Source organism: Rhizobium sp. G21 (genome assembly GCF_014158035.1).
Lineage (GTDB): Bacteria > Pseudomonadota > Alphaproteobacteria > Rhizobiales > Rhizobiaceae > Rhizobium_E.
Map to the genome: position 1 here is coordinate 1,702,958 of NZ_JACFXW010000001.1, position 21,139 is coordinate 1,724,096.

Consider the following 21,139-nt stretch of genomic DNA (forward strand, 5'->3'; position numbering starts at 1 on the left):
TCGCACTTCTTCGCGCGCGAGGAAGAACACTGGACGCAGGACTATGACTTCCTGGACGATCCGGGCTCTGCCATATTGCGATGGGCGCTCGCCAGCACGCCCGACGGCGTGACGTTGGCGATCGCCGCCTGCAACTTGTTCTTGACGCCGCTGACAATATCGCCCTCGCCATTCATCATGGCGCGGAAACCGGTCTCCGCCACGTCGGCGGGGTCGTCTTTCTCGGATTGGCCGATATTCGTATCCAGCAGTCCCGCACGCTCGAAGAACCGCGTTTCGGTGGCTCCCGGCATCAGGCAGGTGACGGTGACGCTGGTGTCCTTCAGCTCTTCGCGCAGCGCGAAGGAGAAGCTGTTCAGGAACGCCTTCGACGCATTGTAGACCGCCTGGAAGGATCCGGGCATGAAGCCGGCAATCGACCCGGTTATCAGGATGCGGCCGTGTCGCTGCGCCCGCATCATGCCGCCGACGGCGTGGAGGAGTTCGAGCGTGCCGGTGACGTTGGTGTCGATCACATGCCTGACATCGACGATGTCCTGATCCAGAAAGGCATGGCCCAGGCCGCAGCCGGCATTGGCCATCAGGAGTTCCGGCTCAGCGCGGTTGGCGGCGATCTGGTCCACCAGTTGCGCCACGCCGGCCGAGGTCAAGAGATCCGCCATGATGGAGGTGACGGTCGCGCCACTGGCGCGGAGATCTTCGGCTGCGGTGTGAATCGCCTCCTCATCGGCGGCGATCAGCAAGTCATAGCCTTCGCGGCCGGCGACCCGGGCCAGTTCCAGGCCAATGCCGGACGATGCGCCGGTGACGATAGCGAGTTTTCCCATGCCGATCGGCATGTTCGTTCTCCTTATGGCTTGAGGACGACTTTGATGCAGCCATCCTTCTTGTCGCGGAACGTCTTGTAGAGTTCGGGGCCGTCTTCGAGAGAACCGCGATGGGTGATCACGAAGGACGGATCGATCTCGCCCTCGGCGATACGGCGCATCAATTCCGGCAGATAGCGTTGCACCGGCGTCTGGGCCATGCGGAAGGTCAGGCCGCGATTGATCGCCGAGCCGAACGGGATCTTGTCGAGGAAGCCGCCATAAACGCCGACGATCGACACGGTTCCAAAATTGCGGCAGCAATGAATGGCCTGGCGCAGCACATGCGGCCGGTCGGTGCCCATGAAGGTGGCGACCTTGATGCGGTCGACGACCGAGTCGAAGCTCGCCACCGGCGAGGCTTCCGTGCCGACGGCGTCGATGCAGGCGTCGGCGCCGCGACCGCGGGTCAGTTCCATGATCCGGTCATAGATGTCTTCATCCATGAAATTGAGCGTGACGGCGCCGGCGGCGCGGGCAAGCTCAAGGCGCTCGGCGACGGTGTCGATGGCGATGACGCGCTCCGCGCCGAGCAGGGAGGCCGAGCGGATCGCCATCTGGCCGACAGGACCGCAGCCCCAGATCGCGATCGTGTCGGCCGGCTGGATGTCGCAGAAATCGGCGGCCATATAGCCCGTGGGGAAGATGTCGGAAAGGAACAGGACTTGCTCGTCCGTCAGCCCGTCCGGCACCTTGATCGGTCCGACATCGGCATAGGGCACACGCAGATATTCGGCCTGCCCGCCCGAATAGCCGCCCAGCAGATGAGAATAGCCGAACAGGCCGGCGGGCGAATTGCCCCACATGGTCCGCGCCTTCTCGTGATCGGGATTGGAGCGTTCGCAGGCGGAGAAATAACCGCGCTTGCAGAAGAAACACTCGCCGCAGGAAATGGTGAAGGGAACCACGACGCGATCGCCGACCTTGAGCGTGGTGTTGTCTTTGCCGACCTCGACCACTTCGCCCATGGTCTCGTGGCCGACGATGTCGCCGCTATGCATATCGGGGATCATCCCGTCGAAGATATGCAGGTCGGAGCCGCAGATGGCGCAGGCCGTGACCTTGATGATGGCGTCGCGGCCATGCTGGATTTTGGGGTCGGGCACGCTTTCGCAGCGGATGTCGGATTTCCCATGCCAGGTCAGGGCTTTCATCATCTTCTCCTCGGTTGATGAACGGCGAAGGCTCGAGACGGTCCAACCGGGCAATCGTGAAAGCGTTCCCATCGAGATCAGCATCATGCCGATACGAAAAAGCGCGCCGGGGAACGGCGCGCTTTTGCAGGCTGAGCTGGAAACGGATCAGTGGACGCGGGAGCCCGACTGTTCTTCTTCCTGCATCATCGCCTTGTCGGCGGAGACAGACAGATGAACACGGTTTTCCTGGACTGTCTCGACCAGCGACATTTCGATGAAATGGTGGTGGCCTTCATGTCCGGCGCCGTGGCTGTCAGCCTTGGTGAGCTTGATCCGATCGCCTTCGACGCGGTCGACCGTGCCGACATGCCGGCCGTCTTTGCCGATCACTTCCGCATGTTCTCTGATGTCGTGAATTGTCATGATCGTTCTCCTTGATGGTTCGCATCAGGAAAACGCGGAACGGCTCGTTTAGATCCAATCCGGTCAAATGATGGTGGGACGGCCGCCATTCTTGGGGATGAATTCGAGCGTCAGCCGGATCTCGACGATCGGGCGGCGGATCTCGTCGAACACTTCGACCGCGATCATGTTGAGCGGCTCACCCGGCAATCCATCCAGAGCCATCTCGGCGAGCGCCTTGCGGCCTTCTTCGACGGCTTGGGAGTCGTTGTCGAACTCGTAGGCCTTTTCGGCCGGCGACGCGCCGTCGCGGTCCAACACGGAAAAGAAATATTTGGGCATGGGCGACACTCCTGGTATCGCCCGTAAACACATGACCTTGAAGGCGGTTCCGTTATTTCCGCACCGCGAGCGCCGCTTTGAGCGCCCGCACGGTTGCTTCGTCCGTACGACGGGTCTGGCGGGGGCTGAAGCCCAGCGACACGACGCGGTCATCCGCCTCTTCGACCGTGGTCGAAAGAGAGCCGTGAACCTCGCGGACCGGCAGCCGGTCGAGGATTTCGCCTATGCTGGCGGGCGTCACGCCGGAGCCCGGCATGATGGAAATGCGGCCATCGGCGAGCCGGACGGCTTCCGCGAGATCATCGAGTCCTTCAGGCGCGGTTTTCGCACGTCCGGAAGTGAGGATGCGCTCGAAGCCGTAATCCACCGCGAGTTCGATCGCGGCGGCCATATCCGGCACGAAGTCGAAGGCGCGATGAAGCGTGCGCGGCATGCGGCCGACCGCGTTGGAGAGTTGGCGCAGAGCCTTGGCGTCGAGCGCGCCGGTCGCGAGATTTGCCCCGATCACCACGCCTGCAATCCCGGCGGAGGCGGCGAACTGGATGTCCTCGCACATCAGGTCGAGTTCGCGCTGGGTATAGACGAACGCGCCGATGCGCGGGCGGATCATGGCGTAGACGGGAATGGGCGATTTCGCCGCCGCGCTCATCAGGCCGGCTGAAGGCGTCAAACCTCCGGTTGAAAGCGCGCTACAGAGTTCGATGCGGTCGGCTCCCCGGAAATGGCGGATTCCAGTCCCGCCAGATCATCCACGCACACTTCCAGCAGAATTTCGCTCATACGCGCCTTCACTCCATCCCAACGCCGCCGCGCCGATCAAGCCCGCATCGGGTCCGCATTGGGCCCTGACAACCAGCGGTCGGTGGGAAACGCCGAGAACCCCGGGTTTCGTTTTCCGATCGATGTTAGATAGGAGCTTTTCGGAATTTGCAAGGCCTCCGCCCACGGGCGCGATTTCGGCCCCGGTGATATTGATGGCGAGCGCGAGAAGACGGGCGACGAGATCGCTATAGATGTCCACCGTCCGCCCGGCGGCGACGTCGGCGGCCTCCCAGGCAGACAGGATCGCATGGCTGTCGGCTTCCTTGTCATGAAGATGGCGGTGCAGCGCTTCCAGCCCCTCGCGCCGCCAACCGTGTTCAGGCAGCCCTTGCGACCGCAGCCACACTGGAAGGCGGGAATGAGCACCGACGGATCGCCCGCGACGGCCGGCAGAAAGGCGCCGTGGCCCCATTCGCCGGCAAAACCGCCGGCGCTGTTGACCAAGCGTCCGCCGCTGACCAGGCCGCCGCCGACGCCGGAGCCCAGAATCACGCCGAACACGACATGACGGCCGCGACCCGCGCCCTCGGCCGCTTCGGCGAGCGCAAAACAATCGGCGTCATTGGCGATCAGCGCGGGCAGTCCGAGCGCCGCTTCCAGCGCAGGAGCGAGGATGGTCTGGTGCAGCGCCGGGATATTCGCGCAGGTCAAGCGCCCGCTGTCGCGATCGACGACGCCGGTGAGCGAGATCGCCAGAGCCTTTGGTCGCGCCGGCGCGGCGGCCGCCAGTTCCGCCAGTGCGGCGATGAAAGCGTCCAGCGATCTCGACGGCGTTGCGACCCGACCGAGAGGCGCGAGGCTACCCGGGGCCGAAGACCACGCCGCCTTGATGAAGCTGCCGCCGATATCGAGGGCGAGGATCATGCCCCCGCCTACCTCATCGCCTTGCCGGCCGCGTCGAAGCGATGCAGCGCGGCGGCGTCCGGAGTCATATGGACGATCTCGTCGGGGGAATAGGGATGTTCACCGGAACATCCGGACAGTGATCATGCCAACCGCATCAGATTCGATATAGACGATCGTGTCGGCGCCGAGATGCTCGACATGCACGACCTTGCCGGACCACGTCCCACTGTCGCGGGACAGCGTGATATGCTCGGGTCGGACGCCGAGAGTCTGATAGCCGCTCTCGCCCAATCTGCCGGCCTCGACGAAATTCATCTGCGGCGAGCCGATGAAACCGGCGACGAACAGATTGGCGGGCCTATTGTAAAGCTCCATCGGCGAGCCGACCTGCTCGACCGCGCCGGCGCTCAACACGACAATCTTGTCGGCCAGCGTCATCGCCTCGACCTGGTCATGCGTGACATAGATCATCGTCGCCTTGAGGCGGCGATGGAGCGCGGCGATTTCGAGCCGGGTCTGCACGCGCAAAGCGGCGTCGAGGTTGGACAGCGGCTCGTCGAACAGGAAAAGGCTCGGCTCGCGCACGATGGCGCGGCCGATAGCGACGCGCTGGCGCTGGCCGCCCGACAGTTCCGCCGGCCGCCGTTCGAGGTAAGGCTCGAGCGACAGCATCGTCGAGGCCTTTTGACTTGCTCGGCGATCACGCCCGCCTCGACGCCCGCCTGCTTGAGGCCGAGCGCCATGTTGTCGCGCACCGTGAGATGCGGATAGAGCGCATAGGACTGGAAGACCATGGCGATGCCGCGCTTGGCAGGGGGCGTCACCGTCACATCCTTGCCGTCGATCAGGATCTGGCCGGACGAGATATCCTCAAGGCCGGCGATGGAGCGCAGAAGCGTGGACTTGCCGCAGCCGGAGGGGCCGACGAAAATCACGAATTCGCCGTCGGCGACATCGAGATCGATGCCCTTGAGCACTTCGAGCGGGCCATAGGCCTTGCGCACCGATTTCAGTTTCAGATTACCCACTGGAAGTCTCCGTTCAAAGCGCGATCTGCTGGCCGGTGCGCACGCTCTCGTCGGCGGCGAGGCAGATGCGCAGCGATTGCACCGCGTCCTGCATATGCCGGTCGAGATCGAAATCCTCGCGGATCGCCTTGAGCACGAAAGCCTGTTCGAGATCGCAAAGGTCCTGATGGCCGGGTTCGCCCGCCATCTGCAGGAGTTCGTCGCCGCTGACGAAGCGGCCATCCGGACCGGTCTTGGCCGGGTGGCGGCGGATCACCGAGGTCTTGGTGTGGGTGTCGATATCGTCGGACTTGGCGTTGGGATCCATGACGATGGAGACGCAGCCCTTGGGGGTGATGATGTCTTTGACGAAAAAGGCCGTCTCCGACATCATTGGGCCCCAGCCCGCTTCATACCAGCCGACCGAGCCGTCCTCGAAGGTCACCTGGAGATGGCCGTAATTATACATGTCCGGCGCGATCTCGTCCGAGAGCCGCACGCCCATGCCGCGCACCGAAACAGGCTTGGCGTCGGTGATCTGGCACATCACATCGACATAATGCACGCCGCAATCGACGATCGGCGACGTCGTCTGCATCAGCGCCTTGTGCGTTTCCCAAGCCTTGCCGGAGGACTGCTGGTTGAGGTTCATGCGGAAGACGTAAGGCGGGCCCATCTCGCGGGCGAGCTCGATCAGCTTCATCCAGGACGGGTGATGGCGGAGGATATAACCGATCACGAGCTTTCGGCCGGTGGCGCGGGCGCAGGCGACAACGCGCTCCGCGTCGGCGACCGTGGTGGCGAGCGGCTTTTCCAGGAAGACGTGGCAGCCCGCTTCCATCGCCTTGATCGCATAGGCGGCATGGCTGTCGGAATAGGTGTTGATCGAGCAGAGGTCGGGCTTCAGCTCGGCGAGCGCGTCGTCAAAGCTCGGCAGGATCTCGCGCCCCGCCAGAATGTCGGGCAGCACCACCGGCGAGCGGTTGACGAGGCCGACGATCTCGAAGCCGTCATTCTTGGCGTAGGATTGCGCGTGGCTGAGCCCCATATTGCCGAGGCCGGCGACGAGAACCTTGATCTTGTTCATTTGACTGCTCCTGCCGTGATGCCGCGAATGAGCTGGCGCGAGAAGATGACATAAAGGACGAGAACCGGGGCGATGGCGAGCGACAGCGCCGCGAGCACCGCATTCCAGTTGGTGACGAATTGTCCGATGAAGATCTGCGCGCCGAGCGTGATCGTCTTGGTCGCTTCAGACGGCGCGAGGATCAGCGGGAACCAGAGATCGTTCCAGATCGGGATCATGGTGAAAACGGCGACGGTGGCCATGGCGGGGCGGACCAGCGGCAGCACCAGCCGGAAGAAGATCTTGTATTCGCTGAGCCCGTCGATGCGGCCGGCGTTCTTGAGATCGTCGGACACGGTGCGCATGAATTCCGACAGGATGAAGATGGCGAGCGGCAGTCCCTGAGCGGTGTAGACCAGGATCAGCGCCGTCCGCGTGTTGACGAGGTCGAAAGCCACCATACCCTGCAGAATGCCGATCGTGCCCAGCCGGATCGGGATCATGATGCCGAGCGCCATATAGAGGCCGAGCAGCGTGTTGCCGCGGAATCGGTATTCCGACAGCGCGAAGGCGGCCATGGCGCCGAACAGCAGCACCAGCGCGATCGACACGACGGTGACGATCAGCGAATTCATCAGATAGATCTGGAAACTGCCGCCACTCAAGACAGTGGTGTAGCCGATGAGATCAAAGGTGCCCGGCAGCGGCGGCTGCATGGGATTGCGGAAGATGGCGTTGCGCGACTTGAAGGAGTTGATGATGGTCAGCACCACGGGGAAGAGCGCGATCGCGGTATAGGCGATCAGCACGGCGTGGGCGGCGGCGGCGCGACCGGAGGAGGAGCGGGTTTTCGACATCGTGATCTCCTCAGAACTGGTAGCGGCGCATGCGGCGCTGGATGGCGAAGAGATAGAAGGCGACGCCGGCGAGAATGATCAGGAACATCACGGTGGCGATGGTCGCGCCCATCGACCGGTCGCCGAGCTGAAGCTGGAAGCCGAAGAAGGTGCGGTAGAGCAGCGTGCCGAGAATGTCCGTCGATCCATCCGGCCCGGCAAGCGCGCCCTGCACCGTGTAGATCAGGTCGAAGGCGTTGAAATTGCCAACAAAGGTGAGGATCGAGATGATGCCGATCGACGGTAGGATCAAAGGCAGCTTAATCTTCCAGAACTGGCTGAATCCGGTGATCCCGTCGAGTTCGGCGGCCTCGATCACTTCGTCCGGAATATTGAGCAGGGCGGCATAGATCAGCATCATCGGGATGCCGACATATTGCCAGACCGAGATCAGAGATACGGCAATGAGCGCGGAGTTGGGCTTTCCGAGCCAAGGACCGAACATGAATTTCAGGCCGACCGTGTCGAGCAGGAAGGGCGTGACGCCCCAGATGGGCGACAGGATCAGCTTCCAGATGAAGCCGACGATCACGAAGGACAGAAGCGTCGGCATGAAGATGGCGGTTCGGTAGAAGCTCGCGAATCTGAGCCTGGGGATCGACAGAAGCGCCGCCAGCGCCACGCCGATCGGGTTCTGCACCAGCATATGGATGATGAAGAAAATGACGTTGTTCTTCAGCGCGTTCCAGAAGCCATCGGCCCATTTAGGCTCGCCGAACAGCGTCGCGAAATTGCCGAGACCGACGAAGGCCTTCTGCCCGTCGACTTCGTTGAAGAAGGACAGCCAGAGCGTGCTCCCCAGCGGAATGATCATCACCGCCGTGTAGATCAACACCGCCGGCATGAGAAAGACGGCGATATGCCAACGGACAGGCCGCCGCGGCGGGGCTTCGGGAAGTGTGTCGACGTCCATTTGGCTCGTCCAGGTCTAGGTGTAGAGGGGATATGGTTGCCCGTGCTTCGCCCCTCATCCCCCTGCCGGGACCTTCTCCCCGCATGCGGGGAGAAAGAGGGTGTGGCAAGGCCGGCGCTCCATCAGCCTTCTCCCCGCGAGCGGGAAGAAGGTGGCGGCAGCCGGATGAGGGGCGGAGCTCAGACGTCAAAGATGGCGGCGCGAAGCCGCCAGTCTCAAGCTTACTTCGCGGGCTTGTACCAGCTGTCGAGGCCCTTCTGGAGCTTCTCGGCGGCGACTTCAGGCGTGTCGGTGCCGTTGATCACATTGGCCGATTCCACCCAGGTCTCGTTTTCGAGGTTCGGGGTGCCGCGCGACAGGATCTGGTAGGTCGAGCGGATGGTCGACTGGCACTTTTCGCGCCAGGAGACGAATTCCTGGGCGAGCGGATCCTGCATCTTCACGGCCGTCTTGTTGAGGCTGAAGAAGCCCGGCAGCGAGTTGGCGTAGAGGTCGGCGAATTCAGGCGAGGCGACCCAGGTCAGGAAGGTCTTGGCCTGTTCCGCATGCGGGCCCTTGGCGTTCATGCCGATGGCGATGTCGGTGTGGTCGGAGATGTAGCACTTGTCGCCGTCCTTCTGCACCGGCGGCGGGAAGGCGCCCATCTTGAACTGAGCCTGCGTGTTGAAGCCGCCGATTTCCCAGGAGCCGGCCGGATAGATGGCGGCGCGGCCGAGCGTGAACAGGTTCTGGCTGTCCGGATAGGTCTGGGCTTCGAAGCCGTCGCCGAGATAGGGCTTCCACTTGGCGAGCGTCTTATAGGGCTCGACCCACTGGGCGTCGGTGAGCTTCTGCTCGCCCTTGATCAGCGCCAGACGACCTTCTTCGCCCTTCCAGTAGTTCGGGCCGATGTTCTGGTAGCCCATGGTCGCGGCTTCCCAGAGATCCTTGGTGCCCATGGCCATCGGGATGAAGTTGCCGTCGGCCTTGATCTTTTCGAGGGCGGCGAAGAACTCCTCTTCGGTCTTCGGCGGGGTGATGCCGAGCTGGTCGAAGGCGTCCTTGTTGTAGATGAAGCCGTGGATGACCGAGGCCATCGGCACGCAGAAGGTGGCCGCGCCGTCATCGGTGGTCCAGGCGGACTTGGCGACGTCGGAGAAATTCTCCATGCCGGCATTCTTGGTGATGTCGGCCAGATAGCCCTTCTTGTAGAGATCGAGCGATGCGTCGAAGGGGCGGCAGGTGATCAGGTCGCCGGCGGAACCGGATTCCAGCTTGGCGTTGATGGCCGAGTTGTATTCGGTCGGCGCCATCGGCGAGAAGACGACCTTGATGCCGGGATGCTTGGCTTCGAAGGCCGGGATCAGCTTGTCCTTCCAGATCGACAGGTCGTCATTGCGCCAGCTCTCGATGGTGAGCGTGACATCCTCGGCGCTCGCAGCCCCGGCATAGCCGAGAATGCTGGCGCTCAGGAGCAGAGCCTTGATTGCAGTGCGGGTCATATTGTTCTCCCTCTTCTTCACGCCACCATGGCGTTCTTGAACCCAGTTTTAAGCATGACCGAGGAGTTTGAGCGCGGCGCGCACATTTGCGCTTGTCCGGCTCAGAATTTCCTCGGCTTTAGATTTGTTTTTCGCGCCGGCTGCGAGCACGATCGCGGTCTTGACCGCGCCGCCGGCGGCCTCGATCGCCTCCGTGGCCTCGACGACGCCGACATCGGCGACGGCCGACACGATGCCGGCGGCGCGCTGTCGCAATTTTTCGTTGTCGGCAAATAGATTGACCATGCGTCCATCATGCACATGGCCGAGCTGAATGGCCATCAGCGTCGAGATCATGTTGAGCGCGATCTTCTGCGCCGTGCCGGCGCCCATACGGGTCGAACCCGACACCATTTCCGGCGGCGTCTCCAGAAGGATGCCGGCGTCGGCGAGCGCAAGAAGCGGCGTGTCGGCATTGTTGGCGATGGAGACGATGCGCGCGCCCAGGGATCTCGCTTCTTCCGCTAGCGCCAAAGTATAAGGCGTCGAGCCGCTCGCAGATACGCAGATGACGCAATCGCCTGCCGAAATCGCCCGCCGCGCATCGGCGCGGGCGGCGTCGAGATCATCTTCGGGCGCTCCGGCCAGATTGAGCAGGCTATCGGCTCCGCCTGCCAGCAGCACCTCTATCCGATCACGCGGAATGCCGAAGGTTCCCGGCAATTCGAGCGCATCGGCCATCGCCATCAAACCCGAGCTGCCGGCGCCGGCATAGACGAGACGACGCCCGTCCCGCAGGGCTTCGGCGGCCAGACGGGCCGCCTCGGCGATCGCCGCCAGCGCTCCTGCAGGAGACTTGGCTGCCTCTGCCTGCGCGGCGGCGAGAAGCGACAGCGCATCGAACGGGGAAAGGGTGTCTATCCCCTTCGCCTTTTCATGCAGCGCCTCTGTCGTCCGCTCAGCCATGCAATTGTCTCCTCAGTGCCGGCAATTAATGCCAACAAAATACCAATTGTCCAGCAGGAATTTACGAAAGGTAAAATTTCACGTTCTCCTGTCAGCTGTCCACATGATTTCACCTTTGAATCATTTGGTTAATTTTTAACGGCCGATTTTTTTGCCAAGGCCGCTTGGATATTGGTATTTTTTGGTATTGTCTCTTCAGGAGGCGTTCAATGGCCAGATATTTCGTTGGAATTGACGGAGGCGGGACGAGTTGCCGCGCGGCGGTCGCAGATGCGACAGGCCGCATTCTCGGCATGGGCAAGAGCGGCTCGGCAAACATCATGACCTCCGCCGACATCGCCTTGGCCAGCATTTCCAACGCAAGCCGCGAAGCTTTCGCCAGCGCCGGACTGAAGGAAGCCGCCATGTCGGACGCTTCCGCCTTTCTGGGCCTCGCCGGCAACAATGTCGAGGACGCCGTCGTCGCAGTATCCTCCCGCCTGCCTTTCGCGCGCTCGGTGATCGATTCCGACGGGCTGATTGCGCTCGAGGGCGCGCTCGGTGAAGGGGATGGTTCGGTCGCCATTCTCGGCACCGGCAGCATTTTCATCACCCGGCTCGGGACGGAGATCCGCTATCTCGGCGGCTGGGGCTTCGTGATCGGCGATTTCGGCTCCGGCGCGCGACTCGGGCATGCAGCCTTGCAGGAAGCGTTGCTCGCTTATGACGGCATAGCGCCGGTTTCGCCGCTGACCACCTCCATTCTGGTTGAGTTCGACCACAATCCGCCGCGAATGGTGGCCTTCGCCAAGACGGCGAGTCCCGGCGAGTTCGGCCGATTCGCGCCGCGCATCTTCGAATTCGCGAGACTGGGCGACGAGACGGCGTCCCGCCTCTTGGCCAACGCCGCCGCCCAGATCGACGCCGGTCTCGACCGGCAGGCCGAGATCAGTCGGGGTGGTCGGCTGGCGCTGCTCGGCGGACTGGCCGCGCTTTATGCGGATCATCTGGCGCCCCGCCATCGTGATCGCCTCATCCAACCCAAAGCGGACGCTTTGACCGGCGCCGTGGCGCTGGCCGTCAGGCGCTTCCAGGCGGAGGCGGCGCATGGGTGAGCAACTGGCGGATCTGCTGCCGCTCGGCGCGCTGCAGAACGAGGGTTCCGGCCCACTCTACGTCAAGCTGCGGCAATGGCTCGAGGAAGCGATCCATGAGGGCCGCCTCGCCCACGGCCAGGCCCTGCCGCCCGAACGCGATCTCGCCGACTATGCGCAAGTGAGCCGCGTCACGGTGCGCAAGGCGGTGGACGAACTGGTGCGCGACGGCCTCCTGAGCCGCAAGCATGGCTCCGGCACATTCGTGATGAAGCCGGTGGCGCGCATGCAGCAGCCGCTGTCGCGACTGACCTCTTTCTCGGAAGATATGGCGCGGCGCGGCTATTCGACCCGCTCGGAATGGCTGGAGCGCGGCCTCTTCCACCCCTCGCCCGACGAGATGATGAAACTCGGGCTCAAGGTGGACATGATGGTGGCGCGGCTCGCGCGGCTTCGCATCGCCAACGAATTGCCGCTCGCCATCGAGCGCGCCTGCCTGTCCTCGGACATTCTACCCGATCCGATGCAGGTGACCACCTCGCTCTACGCCGAACTGCAGCGGCTCAACGCCAGCCCGGCGCGCGCCGTGCAGCGCATCTGGGCCGTCAATGTCGGACGCGAAGAAGCCGGCCTGCTCGGCGTGCCGGAAGGCTCCGCCGGGCTCGCGATTGAGCGTCTCTCATATCTCGCTTCGGGACGGGTGGTGGAATTCACCCGCTCCCTCTATCGCGGCGACGCCTATGACTTCGTCGCCGAAATGACGCTCACCGACGCGTGAGCCCCAAACAGGATGACCACGATGACGACCCATATGCGCCAGGAAATCAACGAGATCCCGACTGCGGTTTCCCGGCTTCTCGACCGGCAGGGCCCGAGCCTGCGCGACGCCGGACTGGCGCTGAAGGCAGCCGACCCCGCCTTCCTGGTGACCATCGCCCGCGGCTCCTCCGACCATGCCTGCCATTTCCTCAAATATGCCGTGGAGCAATATGCCGGTCGCGCCGTAGCGTCGATCGGCCCGTCCCTCGCTTCCATCTACGGCAAGTCGTTGCGCCTGAACGGCGCCGCCGCCATCGCCGTATCGCAATCCGGCAAGAGCCCCGACATCGTCGCCATGACCAAGTCGGCGCGCGACGCCGGCGCGGTGACGATCGCGCTTACCAACACCCTGCCCTCGCCGCTGTCGGAAGCCTCGGATCACGCCATCGACATCCAGGCCGGCCCCGAACTCGCGGTCGCCGCCACCAAGTCCTATGTCAGCTCCATCGTAGCCGGACTGGCCATGCTCGGTGAATGGACCGACGACGTCGATCTCGCCCGCGCCGTCCGCGACCTGCCGGAAACGCTGAACCGGGCGCTGGCGCTGGATTGGAGCCCGCTGCAGGCGGCGCTCGACGGGGCTGATTCGCTCTATATGCTCGGCCGAGGACCGGCGCTCGCCATCGCCTCGGAGGCGGCGCTGAAATTCAAGGAAACATCCGAGATTCACGCCGAAGCCTATTCCAGCGCCGAAGTGCTGCATGGACCGGTGGCGCTGGTCGGCAAGAAATTCCCGGTCGTCGGCTTCGCCTCCCGCGACGCCGCCACCGCCTCCACCGTCGCGACCCTCGACGATCTCGCGCGCAAGGGCGCGGCGGCCTTCGTGACCGGCGACGGCGCCGACGCGGCCGCTGAATTGCCGGCGGCGCGAACCGGCCATCCGCTCACCGACGCCCTGGCGCTGATCATTCCCTTCTACGGTTTCGTGGAGGCGTTTTCACGCTCGCGCGGCTTCAATCCCGATGCGCCGGCGGCGCTGAAAAAAGTGACGGAGACCCATTGATGGCCCTGACCGCGATCGAAAACGCCCGGATCTTCGACGGCGAAACCTGGCATGACGGCGAGACGCTCCTCATCCGCGACGGCCGCTTCGCAGGCTTTTGCGGGGACGGCCAAGCGACGTCGGACGCGGAGCGCATGGACGCAGCGGGCGGCGTGATCGTTCCCGGCTTCATCGACCTGCAGGTCAATGGCGGCGGCGGGGCGATGTTCAATGACGACCAGAGCGTCGAGGGCATCCGCCGGATCTGCGCCGCCCATGCCCGCTTCGGCGCCACCTCGCTGCTGCCGACGCTGATCACCGATACGCCCGACATTACCGCTGCCGCCATCGAGGCGGGTCTTCAAGCGAAGGCGGAGCATGTGCCCGGCTTTCTCGGCCTGCATCTCGAGGGGCCCCATCTGTCGGTCGCACGCAAGGGCGCCCATGACCCAAACCTCATCCGCCCGATGACGGAGGAGGATCTGACACGGCTCGAAGCGGTCGGCCGCCGTTTCGACGCGATCATGATCACGATTGCGCCTGAGAATGTCACGGAAGATCAGGTCGCGCGATTGACGGCCGCCGGCTACACCGTCAGCCTCGGCCACACCAACGCCAGCTACGAGACGGCGGAACGGTATGCGAGGGCGGGCGCGCGCTGCGCGACGCATCTCTTCAACGCCATGAGCCAGATGGAGAATCGCAGCCCCGGCCTGGTCGGCGCGGCGCTCGATCTCGGCGCGCTCAATGCCGGAATCATCGCCGATGGCCATCACGTCCACAAGGGCGCGATGTCGGCGGCGCTCCGGGCCAAGCGCGGCCCCGGCCGCATCTTCGTGGTTACCGATGCAATGTCGACGATCGGCACCGACCTGACCGGCTTCACCCTGAACGGCCGCCAGATCTACCGGACCGACGGCAAGTTGACGCTGGCCGACGGCACGCTCGCAGGCGCCGACATCGACATGTTCTCTTCGGTCCGCTTTCTGATCGACAGTGTCGGACTATCGCTGGAGGAAGCCGTCAGGATGGCGAGCGTCTATCCAGCGGAGGTCATGGGGGTAAGTGAAAACAAGGGACGTATTGCTGTCGGATGCGACGCCGACTTCGTGATCTTGAACGCCGCCGCCACGCAACTGAGCTCGACATGGATAGCCGGGACATGCGTCCATGTGACCTGAAGCGACCGGCCGACCATGGTTGCAAATAAAAATATTGTGCGATAGTCAGTACGAATTCGTTACAGCACGGGTTGATTTCATGAAGTCGGGATCGGGGAGAAAGCTTCTGCGCCTTTTGTGCGCGCTGCTGCTCGTCATGCTCGGCTTTGCGCATAAGCCTCCGCCGTCCATCGCCGGCGAGACGCCCACCGGTGCGATTTATGCGCTGCCTGACGGCTCCATCGCCGATATCTGCTACGGCGATGACGAGGATGGCGCCAAGAAACACGCTCTCGGCCAGGGATGCGACGCCTGTCGTCTCGCCGCGAGCACTATCCTTCCCGTCGTCGATGTCGACATGCATGTTCCGAAGCCGGATCTGCAGGCCGCCGTCTTCGCCTGGGACGAGGCGTTTCAACGCCTGCTCCTGCCTCCCTCCGCATCCCCGCGCGGACCGCCTTCCCGATCCGATCTCGTTTGAGCCCGGCGCGTTTCTGCGCCGATTTCTGAGATTCGGATCCGGAAGCGTGGCCTAGGCCCACAATCCGGCATCCAAAGCCGGATGAAGCCATGCATATGCTCGCTATCGCCACGCCGGGCGCAAGCCCAGCAACCCGACGCCCTCGCGCGGCGTCGAAACACAATCATTTTCTAGAGCCGCGTCAGACGCTGCCCATCGATGCGACGACGGAGTTGCTGACCCTCGAAAGCGGCTGCCTCGCCCTTTCGCACTATCTCCCGGACGGCCGGCGGCAGATATCCGATATCGTCGGACCCGGACGCGTGTTCTCGATCGGGGCGGATTGCCGCGCCGAGTCGCTCACCTACAGTTCGGTCATGCCGGCCGACATGGCGAGCGACGCTTACGCCTCTCAAGGCCGCCTGATGCTGGCGCGCATGCAGGCGCATGCGCTTCTGCTGGGTCGGAAGACTGCGGCAGAGCGGGTGGCCACCGCCGTGCTCGATCTCGCGCGACAATTCGCGCCGCGCGACCGATCCTCACGGCCGTCGCGCGCCACCTTCATTCTCTATCCGACCCGCGCCGACCTGGCCGACTGGCTGGGTCTGACGATCGAAACGATCAGCCGGACGCTGAACAGCTTCAAACGGACGGGATTGATCGGCTTCGATCGACCCGAACGGATCACCATTCTCAACCAAACCGCTCTCGAACGGACGGCCGGGGGCCATGCCGCGTGAGGGGAACCAACTTTCCATCGGAGACAGAGGGGACACCATGACCATTGGAACGCTCGACGGCGCGCCGCCCAAGGACCGGGCCATCGCGCAAAAATTCTATTTCGCCGCCTGGAGATGGCATTTCTACGCCGGCCTCTATGTAATTCCTTTCCTGATCATGCTCGCGATCACCGGCATGGTCATGCTGTGGTTCACCACCATCGCGCCCGAATATGGCGAACGCATCGCCATTCCTGTCGGTCAGCGCGCGCTCAGCGTCACCGATCAGGCCGCGGCGGCGTTGCAGGGCCATCCCGACGGCTGGATCGCCAAATATGTCGCTCCTTACAGCCCCACGAATCCGGCGCTGTTTCAGGTCGATCTCGAAACCGGAAACCGGATGATCGCGCTCGATCCCTATACCGGAAAAGTGGTGCAGGATCGCGCTCAGGACGGCACATGGAATGAACTCGCCAACGACATCCATGGCACGCTCTTGATCGGCGCGGACGGCGGCGTCGGCGATTTTATGATCGAGATCGCCGCCTCGCTCGGCATCATTCTCCTGGCGACCGGGCTCTATCTGTGGTGGCCTCGAAATCGGCAGAGCTGGCGCGATGTGCTGGTTCTGAATCTGACGGCGCGCGGCCGCGCTTTCTGGAAGTCGCTGCATGTGACGACCGGTTTCTGGATGTCGATCATCCTGTTGTTCTTCCTGATCTCGGGCCTCTCCTGGGCCGGCGTCTGGGGCGGGAAATATGTGCAGGCCTGGAGCACGTTTCCGGCCGAGAAATGGGATAACGTTCCCCTCTCGGACAAGACCCATGCCGAGATGAATCATGGAGCGGAAAAGGATGTTCCCTGGGCGCTCGAACAGACGCCTATGCCGCTGTCGGATGGACAGTCAGGCGTTGCGGGCCTGCCGGAAGGAGTGCCAGTGGTGCTGCAGAACATCGTCGCCTATGCCCGGACGATCGGCTTCGACGGACGCTTCCAGGTCAACGCGCCCGCAGATGAGAGCGGCGTCTGGACCCTGAGCCGGGACTCGATGAGCTATGACAGCATGGATCCGACTTCGGACAGGACCATCCATATCGACCAATATTCGGGACGCGTGCTGGCGACGGTGGGCTATGCTGACTATTCGGTTCCGGGAAAAGCGATGGCGGTCGGCATCGCCCTTCACGAAGGGCAACTGGGCGTATGGAACTTGGCTCTCAACGCCCTTTTCTGTCTCGCCATCATCGCCATCTGCGTTTCGGGCATCGTCATGTGGTGGAAGCGTCGTCCGCAGGGCAGCCTCCGTCTCGGCGCGCCGCCGATGCCGGAAGGAATGCCGATGTGGAAAGGCGCCGTGTTCGTGATGCTGGCTCTGAGCTTCATCTTCCCCGTCGCGGGCCTGACCATGCTTGCAGTGCTGGCGCTCGACGTGATCGTGCTCAGCAATATCCCGCGTCTCAAGGCCGCCTTGAACTGACCGTTGCCGTCACGGGCCGTCCTTGTCGGCCCGTGACGGATGCATGCTCGCGCCCAGCCGCGCCCCCACCTGCAACCGGGCTGTGTTCTCGCTATTTCCGCAGCCTGGGTCGATCCCGCGAGGTTGCCTGTAGAGGGGAACCTTCATCGAACGCCATCGTTGGACTCGGGCATGACCGAAAGGAGACCATTATGGCCCATGCGAGCAAGAAGCACTTCGGGGAAGGCAGCAGCGGCAAAGGCGACAGTTCCGGCGCAATGACGCATATGAACATGAAGCTGATCGGCGAGAACGACATCTTGTCCACTCGCGACAAGTCTCGCCATTCCGAGGGAAGAGGGCTCGACAGCAAGGCGATCGCATCAGATCAGTATCAGGACCACGCCGCCAATCGGCAGGTGCCGGTCGACGAGATCGACGACGTGTTCGATCGCAAATAACCGAAGTCGGCGCCGCGCCGGCGCCGTTACATCGCCACCGACACTGAAGATGGAGTTTCGACGGGACTGTATGTCCCGTCGGACATACACACGCGCGCTCCTCGGACGCCGCGGGAATGAAGGGCGAAAGCGCAATGGCCGAGATTGCCGAGGGATAACAACCAAGCTGTTCGACGACCGGCATCCGCGCGCGCCGCCCGAAGGCGATATGTGGCGGAGACGCCGATCGCGACAAAACGCCGCATCAATCGCCCTGCGGCGGGCGCGATGCTCCGCCGCCTTGCCCGGAAGCGGAATATTATTCCAGGCGCGATCACAATTCTAAGCTTACCGCGCAGTCGAGCCGAAGCAGCGACGGGCCGCGTCCAGCGAATGAGCCTGCAAACGACTGCATCATGGAAATGTTCTCTCCACCTATAAAGAGCATATTTTGCTCTCACCCGCTATCCACAGCCGAAAAAACTCAATCAATCGGCCTGTTTCCCGCATTGCAATAGCGAGCGCCCTTCTCTAACCAAAAGTCAGTTTCCTTTCCGGGTATTCCGTGCAAAGCTGGGCGCATGACGAAATTAGTGACGAAGAAGCCAAACCCATCCGGTCACCGGCGAAATCTTCCGGCGCATGAGCGTCGGCAGGAACTGCTGGACGCTGCGATCGATATTTATGCGCAGAAGGGCATGGCGATCACGGTGCAGGAACTGGCGGACCGTGTTCACGTCACCCAGCCGCTCGTGCACCGCTACTTTCCGACCAAAGTGGACCTGCTGACGGCGATTTCAGACGTGGTGCAGAACGGTCATTGGGATCCGCGCTGGCGTGAGATTCTCGTCGATCCCGGCATGCCGTTTCCCGAACGGCTTGAAGCCTTCTACGCATATTATCTGCCGAACATTCACAAGCCCCGCTGGTTTCGGGCGTTCATGTTCCTGTCGCTTTCGGAGCCCGCTTTCGCGCAGGCCTACCTCAACAAATTCAAGGTTCAGCTGTTCAGCGAAATCGTCGAGGGCGCGAGACGTCAGTTTGGTTTTCCCTCGACTGCGGATCACGCCGCGACCGAACGGGAATATGAACTCGTCTGGAGCATGCATTCGTCGCTGATCTATGCGGGGATCCGGTTTTCGATCTACGAGATGCCGCCGCTGGCCGACATGGAGATCGTGATGAAGGATCAGGTCCGGGCGTATCTCTCCGTGGCCAGGGATGTCATCGAGCACGAATTGGCCGCCTGATCGTCAAGCCTGGCTCGTCGCGGCCGCCCCCTTCTTACGCTCCGACAACAAAGCCAGAGCGCCGGCAACCGCAATCAGCGCCGCGCCGCCGAAGACGTGCCATTGCGGCTGATCGCCCCAGATCGCGTAGCCGAGGATGAACGCCCAAACCAGAGACGTGTATTCGAACGGCGCGAGCAGGGAGACGGGCGCGCGGCGGATACTTTCGAAATAGGCGAACTGCGCGACGCCGGCAAATATGCCGACGCCGGCCAGCAAGGCCAGGAGCCCCAGGCTGACGGGCGTCCACAGAAAAATACAGGCGGCGCCGGTCATCAGGATGAAGAAGCCGCTGGAGATCGCCATCTGCACCAGCGTTCTCTCCGCCATCGCCGTCTTGCGAAGCAGAATGGCCGAAAGCGCCCAGAACACCGCCGCCGACAAAGCCAGCGCCACCGGCCGCGATAGTCCCAATCCATCCGCAAACGGGTCGCTCGCGAACAAGACGCCGCAGAAACCAACCGCCACTGCGAGCCAGCGCAGAGGCGGCACATATTCCTTCAACATCGGCGCGGCCAGCAGCGTCACGATGACGGGCGAGGCGTAATAGATCGTGGTGAGTTGCGCGAGACCGAGATCACGCGAGGCGGTGTAGAAGGTCAGCCAAGCGAGCAGCAGCAGCACGTTTCGCGACAACATCGGCACGAGCACCGGCGACCGGGCCATGGCGACCGGCAAGTTCTTGCCGCCCACAGCAAGACACAGCGCCAGGATCACCACGCTGCGCACGAACAGGATCTGGGCGATGGGCAGGCCGACGGCCAGGAATTTGACCGAAGCGTCCTGCAGCGAGAACAAGAAATACGCGAAGACGGTCAGCGCCACGCCGGACAACACGGACTTGTTCACGACGGCCTCGCAATAACCCGTTTCATATGCAGGGCGTCATTAACGCCCGGCGGCACAGACTGTGCAAGCGAAAATTTCCAGGCCTCACGCCCCGGTGGGAAAGCATCAGCGGAAGCGCGTTTCGCCCAGCGGCGCGCCGCGCGCGAGGGCCGCCGCGAGGGCTGCGCGCTGAGCCGGGACGATTTCCACCAGCGGGGCCAGCAGCGGCGATATCTCGGGATAAGCCCAGTCGCGATCCGGTCCGATCAGCCGCACCGCGCCGCCCGCGCCGCGAATATCCTCGGCAAGGGCGAGATTGGCGGTCAGATCGATATCCTTCGGGGCAAAGCCGATGACCTGGAATGCGCGGCCGACCGCCTCGATCGGACCATGGCGGAAAATGCCGCCCGTCATCGGCGTGGCGGACATATGCGCGATTTCATGAAACCAGAGCGCCGCAGCGCGGGCGGAGCCGACCGAGGGGCCGCGTCCGAGCACATAGAGCGGACCATCGTCCTTGGGGAAATCGCCTTCCATCGGCACGGACACCAGCGCCTGCACCGCCTGCAACGCCGGCTCGAAATCGCCGCTCCAGCAGGCCGGGACGCCCCGACAGCGACAGCAGCACCGCCATCGCTCCCATATAGGTCTGCACGGCGAATACGGTGTCGCGCGGACTGCCGACGATCAGCGGCAGATGCGCGCGGCGGGCGAGCGCGCCCGGCTCCTCGTTGGTGACGCCGATGGTGATGGCGTTGAGCTCGGTCATCGCATCCAGCAGTTCGACCGTCTCGTTCGTCTGCCCGGACTGGGAGATGACGACGACAACGGCATTGCGGCAAAGCAGGAGACGATGCCGGACGAGTTCACCCGTCTCGATCAGATTGGCGTTCACGCCCATCGCCGAGAGGTGATAGACGAGCGGCACGGCGACATGAAAAGACGCGCCCATGCCGGTCACGATCACCGGACGGCCGCTGAGCACGGTCGCCCGCGCGCCGTCGAGCGCCATTCGCCCTTCGCCGAACATTCGGTCCAGAACGATCGAGAGCGCCTGAGGTTGATCCTGGACATCGCGTTCGACGGTTCTGGGCGTTCTGGACATGAAGACGGGGCCTTTGCATATCGAGCATGAGCGGCGACAAGACGCGGGGGCCGCCAGCTTCCGCCAGAAATAGCGGAAAGCCGAGA

At 63.3% G+C, this 21,139-nt stretch carries 21 protein-coding genes and 3 pseudogenes; 9 read left to right on the forward strand and 15 right to left on the reverse strand.

Annotation, left to right across the window (positions count from 1 at the left end; genetic code table 11):
* Nucleotides 1–41: 41 nt before the first annotated feature.
* The 12 genes and pseudogenes from H2O14_RS08755 to H2O14_RS08805 form a co-directional block, all read right to left on the reverse strand.
* A complete protein-coding gene (locus tag H2O14_RS08755) occupies nt 42–839 on the reverse strand; it encodes an SDR family oxidoreductase (protein ID WP_182827337.1) in 798 nt (265 codons plus the stop codon).
* A gap of 11 nt (nt 840–850) precedes the next feature.
* Nucleotides 851–2,020: a zinc-dependent alcohol dehydrogenase gene (locus tag H2O14_RS08760; protein WP_182827338.1), complete on the reverse strand. Its 1,170-nt coding sequence runs from the start codon at nt 2,018–2,020 to the stop codon at nt 851–853.
* 147 nt (nt 2,021–2,167) lie between these two features.
* Nucleotides 2,168–2,425: a DUF2171 domain-containing protein gene (locus H2O14_RS08765; RefSeq protein ID WP_182827339.1), complete on the reverse strand. Its 258-nt coding sequence runs from the start codon at nt 2,423–2,425 to the stop codon at nt 2,168–2,170.
* 63 nt (nt 2,426–2,488) lie between these two features.
* Nucleotides 2,489–2,746: a DUF6894 family protein gene (locus H2O14_RS08770; RefSeq protein WP_182827340.1), complete on the reverse strand. Its 258-nt coding sequence runs from the start codon at nt 2,744–2,746 to the stop codon at nt 2,489–2,491.
* A 52-nt stretch (nt 2,747–2,798) separates the two neighbouring features.
* Nucleotides 2,799–3,526, reverse strand: a pseudogene (locus tag H2O14_RS08775) (copper homeostasis protein CutC).
* A pseudogene (locus tag H2O14_RS08780) lies at nt 3,492–4,432 on the reverse strand (ROK family protein). Before H2O14_RS08780 ends, H2O14_RS08775 begins: the two co-directional pseudogenes overlap by 35 nt.
* A gap of 8 nt (nt 4,433–4,440) precedes the next feature.
* Nucleotides 4,441–5,442: pseudogene (locus H2O14_RS08785) on the reverse strand (ABC transporter ATP-binding protein).
* A 13-nt stretch (nt 5,443–5,455) separates the two neighbouring features.
* The gene (locus tag H2O14_RS27295) at nt 5,456–6,508 is read right to left on the reverse strand and encodes a Gfo/Idh/MocA family protein (RefSeq protein ID WP_246697333.1); all 1,053 of its coding nucleotides are present in this window, start codon (nt 6,506–6,508) and stop codon (nt 5,456–5,458) included.
* On the reverse strand, nt 6,505–7,344 hold the full coding sequence (locus H2O14_RS08790) for a carbohydrate ABC transporter permease (RefSeq protein WP_182827341.1): 840 nt from the start codon (nt 7,342–7,344) through the stop codon (nt 6,505–6,507). The genes H2O14_RS27295 and H2O14_RS08790 overlap by 4 nt, the downstream gene beginning before the upstream one ends.
* A 10-nt stretch (nt 7,345–7,354) precedes the next feature.
* A complete protein-coding gene (locus tag H2O14_RS08795) occupies nt 7,355–8,296 on the reverse strand; it encodes a carbohydrate ABC transporter permease (RefSeq protein WP_182827342.1) in 942 nt (313 codons plus the stop codon).
* 221 nt (nt 8,297–8,517) lie between these two features.
* Nucleotides 8,518–9,777, reverse strand: a complete 1,260-nt coding sequence (locus tag H2O14_RS08800) for an ABC transporter substrate-binding protein (protein WP_182827343.1) — start codon at nt 9,775–9,777, stop codon at nt 8,518–8,520.
* A gap of 48 nt (nt 9,778–9,825) precedes the next feature.
* The gene (locus H2O14_RS08805; protein ID WP_182827344.1) at nt 9,826–10,722 is read right to left on the reverse strand and encodes an N-acetylmuramic acid 6-phosphate etherase; all 897 of its coding nucleotides are present in this window, start codon (nt 10,720–10,722) and stop codon (nt 9,826–9,828) included.
* A gap of 209 nt (nt 10,723–10,931) precedes the next feature.
* Here H2O14_RS08805 and H2O14_RS08810 point away from each other — a divergent pair, with 209 nt between their 5' ends.
* The 9 genes from H2O14_RS08810 to H2O14_RS08850 all read left to right on the forward strand — a co-directional run bounded on the left by H2O14_RS08810 (nt 10,932) and on the right by H2O14_RS08850 (nt 19,081).
* Entirely contained in the window at nt 10,932–11,816 is an 885-nt protein-coding gene (locus H2O14_RS08810; RefSeq protein WP_182827345.1) for a BadF/BadG/BcrA/BcrD ATPase family protein, read from the forward strand.
* A complete protein-coding gene (locus H2O14_RS08815; RefSeq protein ID WP_182827346.1) occupies nt 11,809–12,573 on the forward strand; it encodes a GntR family transcriptional regulator in 765 nt (254 codons plus the stop codon). Before H2O14_RS08810 ends, H2O14_RS08815 begins: the two co-directional genes overlap by 8 nt.
* A 21-nt stretch (nt 12,574–12,594) precedes the next feature.
* Entirely contained in the window at nt 12,595–13,617 is a 1,023-nt protein-coding gene (locus tag H2O14_RS08820; protein ID WP_182827347.1) for an SIS domain-containing protein, read from the forward strand.
* Nucleotides 13,614–14,777 carry an N-acetylglucosamine-6-phosphate deacetylase gene (gene nagA, locus H2O14_RS08825; RefSeq protein WP_409526911.1) on the forward strand — a complete coding sequence of 388 codons (1,164 nt, stop codon included), beginning with the start codon at nt 13,614–13,616 and terminating at the stop codon, nt 14,775–14,777. Before H2O14_RS08820 ends, nagA begins: the two co-directional genes overlap by 4 nt.
* Before the next feature lie 79 nt (nt 14,778–14,856).
* The gene (locus tag H2O14_RS08830; RefSeq protein ID WP_182827349.1) at nt 14,857–15,237 is read left to right on the forward strand and encodes a hypothetical protein; all 381 of its coding nucleotides are present in this window, start codon (nt 14,857–14,859) and stop codon (nt 15,235–15,237) included.
* Between the two features lie 89 nt (nt 15,238–15,326).
* Nucleotides 15,327–15,956 (forward strand): helix-turn-helix domain-containing protein, encoded by a 630-nt coding sequence (locus tag H2O14_RS08835; RefSeq protein ID WP_182827350.1) that lies wholly within the window; start codon nt 15,327–15,329, stop codon nt 15,954–15,956.
* Between the two features lie 37 nt (nt 15,957–15,993).
* Nucleotides 15,994–17,412 (forward strand): PepSY-associated TM helix domain-containing protein, encoded by a 1,419-nt coding sequence (locus H2O14_RS08840; RefSeq protein WP_182827351.1) that lies wholly within the window; start codon nt 15,994–15,996, stop codon nt 17,410–17,412.
* A 191-nt stretch (nt 17,413–17,603) separates the two neighbouring features.
* Nucleotides 17,604–17,852, forward strand: coding sequence for a hypothetical protein (locus H2O14_RS08845; RefSeq protein ID WP_182827352.1), 249 nt, complete (start codon nt 17,604–17,606; stop codon nt 17,850–17,852).
* Between the two features lie 560 nt (nt 17,853–18,412).
* Nucleotides 18,413–19,081 (forward strand): TetR/AcrR family transcriptional regulator, encoded by a 669-nt coding sequence (locus tag H2O14_RS08850; RefSeq protein ID WP_182827353.1) that lies wholly within the window; start codon nt 18,413–18,415, stop codon nt 19,079–19,081.
* A gap of 3 nt (nt 19,082–19,084) precedes the next feature.
* On the opposite strand, the gene H2O14_RS08855 is transcribed toward H2O14_RS08850, so the two are convergent.
* The 3 genes from H2O14_RS08855 to H2O14_RS08865 form a co-directional block, all read right to left on the reverse strand.
* Nucleotides 19,085–19,969, reverse strand: coding sequence for a DMT family transporter (locus tag H2O14_RS08855; protein ID WP_182827354.1), 885 nt, complete (start codon nt 19,967–19,969; stop codon nt 19,085–19,087).
* A gap of 105 nt (nt 19,970–20,074) precedes the next feature.
* Nucleotides 20,075–20,497, reverse strand: coding sequence for a hypothetical protein (locus tag H2O14_RS08860; RefSeq protein WP_210275570.1), 423 nt, complete (start codon nt 20,495–20,497; stop codon nt 20,075–20,077).
* Nucleotides 20,388–21,053, reverse strand: a complete 666-nt coding sequence (locus H2O14_RS08865; protein WP_182827355.1) for an SIS domain-containing protein — start codon at nt 21,051–21,053, stop codon at nt 20,388–20,390. The genes H2O14_RS08860 and H2O14_RS08865 overlap by 110 nt, the downstream gene beginning before the upstream one ends.
* Between the last annotated feature and the right edge of the window lie 86 nt (nt 21,054–21,139).

Excerpts from the sequence above, each read along its gene's own strand:
- H2O14_RS08865 (WP_182827355.1), bottom strand. The coding sequence starts at position 21,053 with ATGTCCAGAACGCCCAGAACCGTCGAACGCGATGTCCAGGATCAACCT.
- H2O14_RS08815 (WP_182827346.1), top strand. The coding sequence starts at position 11,809 with ATGGGTGAGCAACTGGCGGATCTGCTGCCGCTCGGCGCGCTGCAGAAC.
- H2O14_RS08810 (WP_182827345.1), top strand. The coding sequence starts at position 10,932 with ATGGCCAGATATTTCGTTGGAATTGACGGAGGCGGGACGAGTTGCCGC.
- H2O14_RS08800 (WP_182827343.1), bottom strand. The coding sequence starts at position 9,777 with ATGACCCGCACTGCAATCAAGGCTCTGCTCCTGAGCGCCAGCATTCTC.
- H2O14_RS08840 (WP_182827351.1), top strand. The coding sequence starts at position 15,994 with ATGACCATTGGAACGCTCGACGGCGCGCCGCCCAAGGACCGGGCCATC.
- H2O14_RS27295 (WP_246697333.1), bottom strand. The coding sequence starts at position 6,508 with ATGAACAAGATCAAGGTTCTCGTCGCCGGCCTCGGCAATATGGGGCTC.
- H2O14_RS08820 (WP_182827347.1), top strand. The coding sequence starts at position 12,595 with ATGACGACCCATATGCGCCAGGAAATCAACGAGATCCCGACTGCGGTT.
- H2O14_RS08770 (WP_182827340.1), bottom strand. The coding sequence starts at position 2,746 with ATGCCCAAATATTTCTTTTCCGTGTTGGACCGCGACGGCGCGTCGCCG.
- H2O14_RS08805 (WP_182827344.1), bottom strand. The coding sequence starts at position 10,722 with ATGGCTGAGCGGACGACAGAGGCGCTGCATGAAAAGGCGAAGGGGATA.
- H2O14_RS08790 (WP_182827341.1), bottom strand. The coding sequence starts at position 7,344 with ATGTCGAAAACCCGCTCCTCCTCCGGTCGCGCCGCCGCCGCCCACGCC.
- H2O14_RS08755 (WP_182827337.1), bottom strand. The coding sequence starts at position 839 with ATGCCGATCGGCATGGGAAAACTCGCTATCGTCACCGGCGCATCGTCC.
- H2O14_RS08830 (WP_182827349.1), top strand. The coding sequence starts at position 14,857 with ATGAAGTCGGGATCGGGGAGAAAGCTTCTGCGCCTTTTGTGCGCGCTG.
- H2O14_RS08835 (WP_182827350.1), top strand. The coding sequence starts at position 15,327 with ATGCATATGCTCGCTATCGCCACGCCGGGCGCAAGCCCAGCAACCCGA.
- H2O14_RS08765 (WP_182827339.1), bottom strand. The coding sequence starts at position 2,425 with ATGACAATTCACGACATCAGAGAACATGCGGAAGTGATCGGCAAAGAC.
- H2O14_RS08760 (WP_182827338.1), bottom strand. The coding sequence starts at position 2,020 with ATGAAAGCCCTGACCTGGCATGGGAAATCCGACATCCGCTGCGAAAGC.
- H2O14_RS08795 (WP_182827342.1), bottom strand. The coding sequence starts at position 8,296 with ATGGACGTCGACACACTTCCCGAAGCCCCGCCGCGGCGGCCTGTCCGT.
- H2O14_RS08845 (WP_182827352.1), top strand. The coding sequence starts at position 17,604 with ATGGCCCATGCGAGCAAGAAGCACTTCGGGGAAGGCAGCAGCGGCAAA.
- H2O14_RS08850 (WP_182827353.1), top strand. The coding sequence starts at position 18,413 with ATGACGAAATTAGTGACGAAGAAGCCAAACCCATCCGGTCACCGGCGA.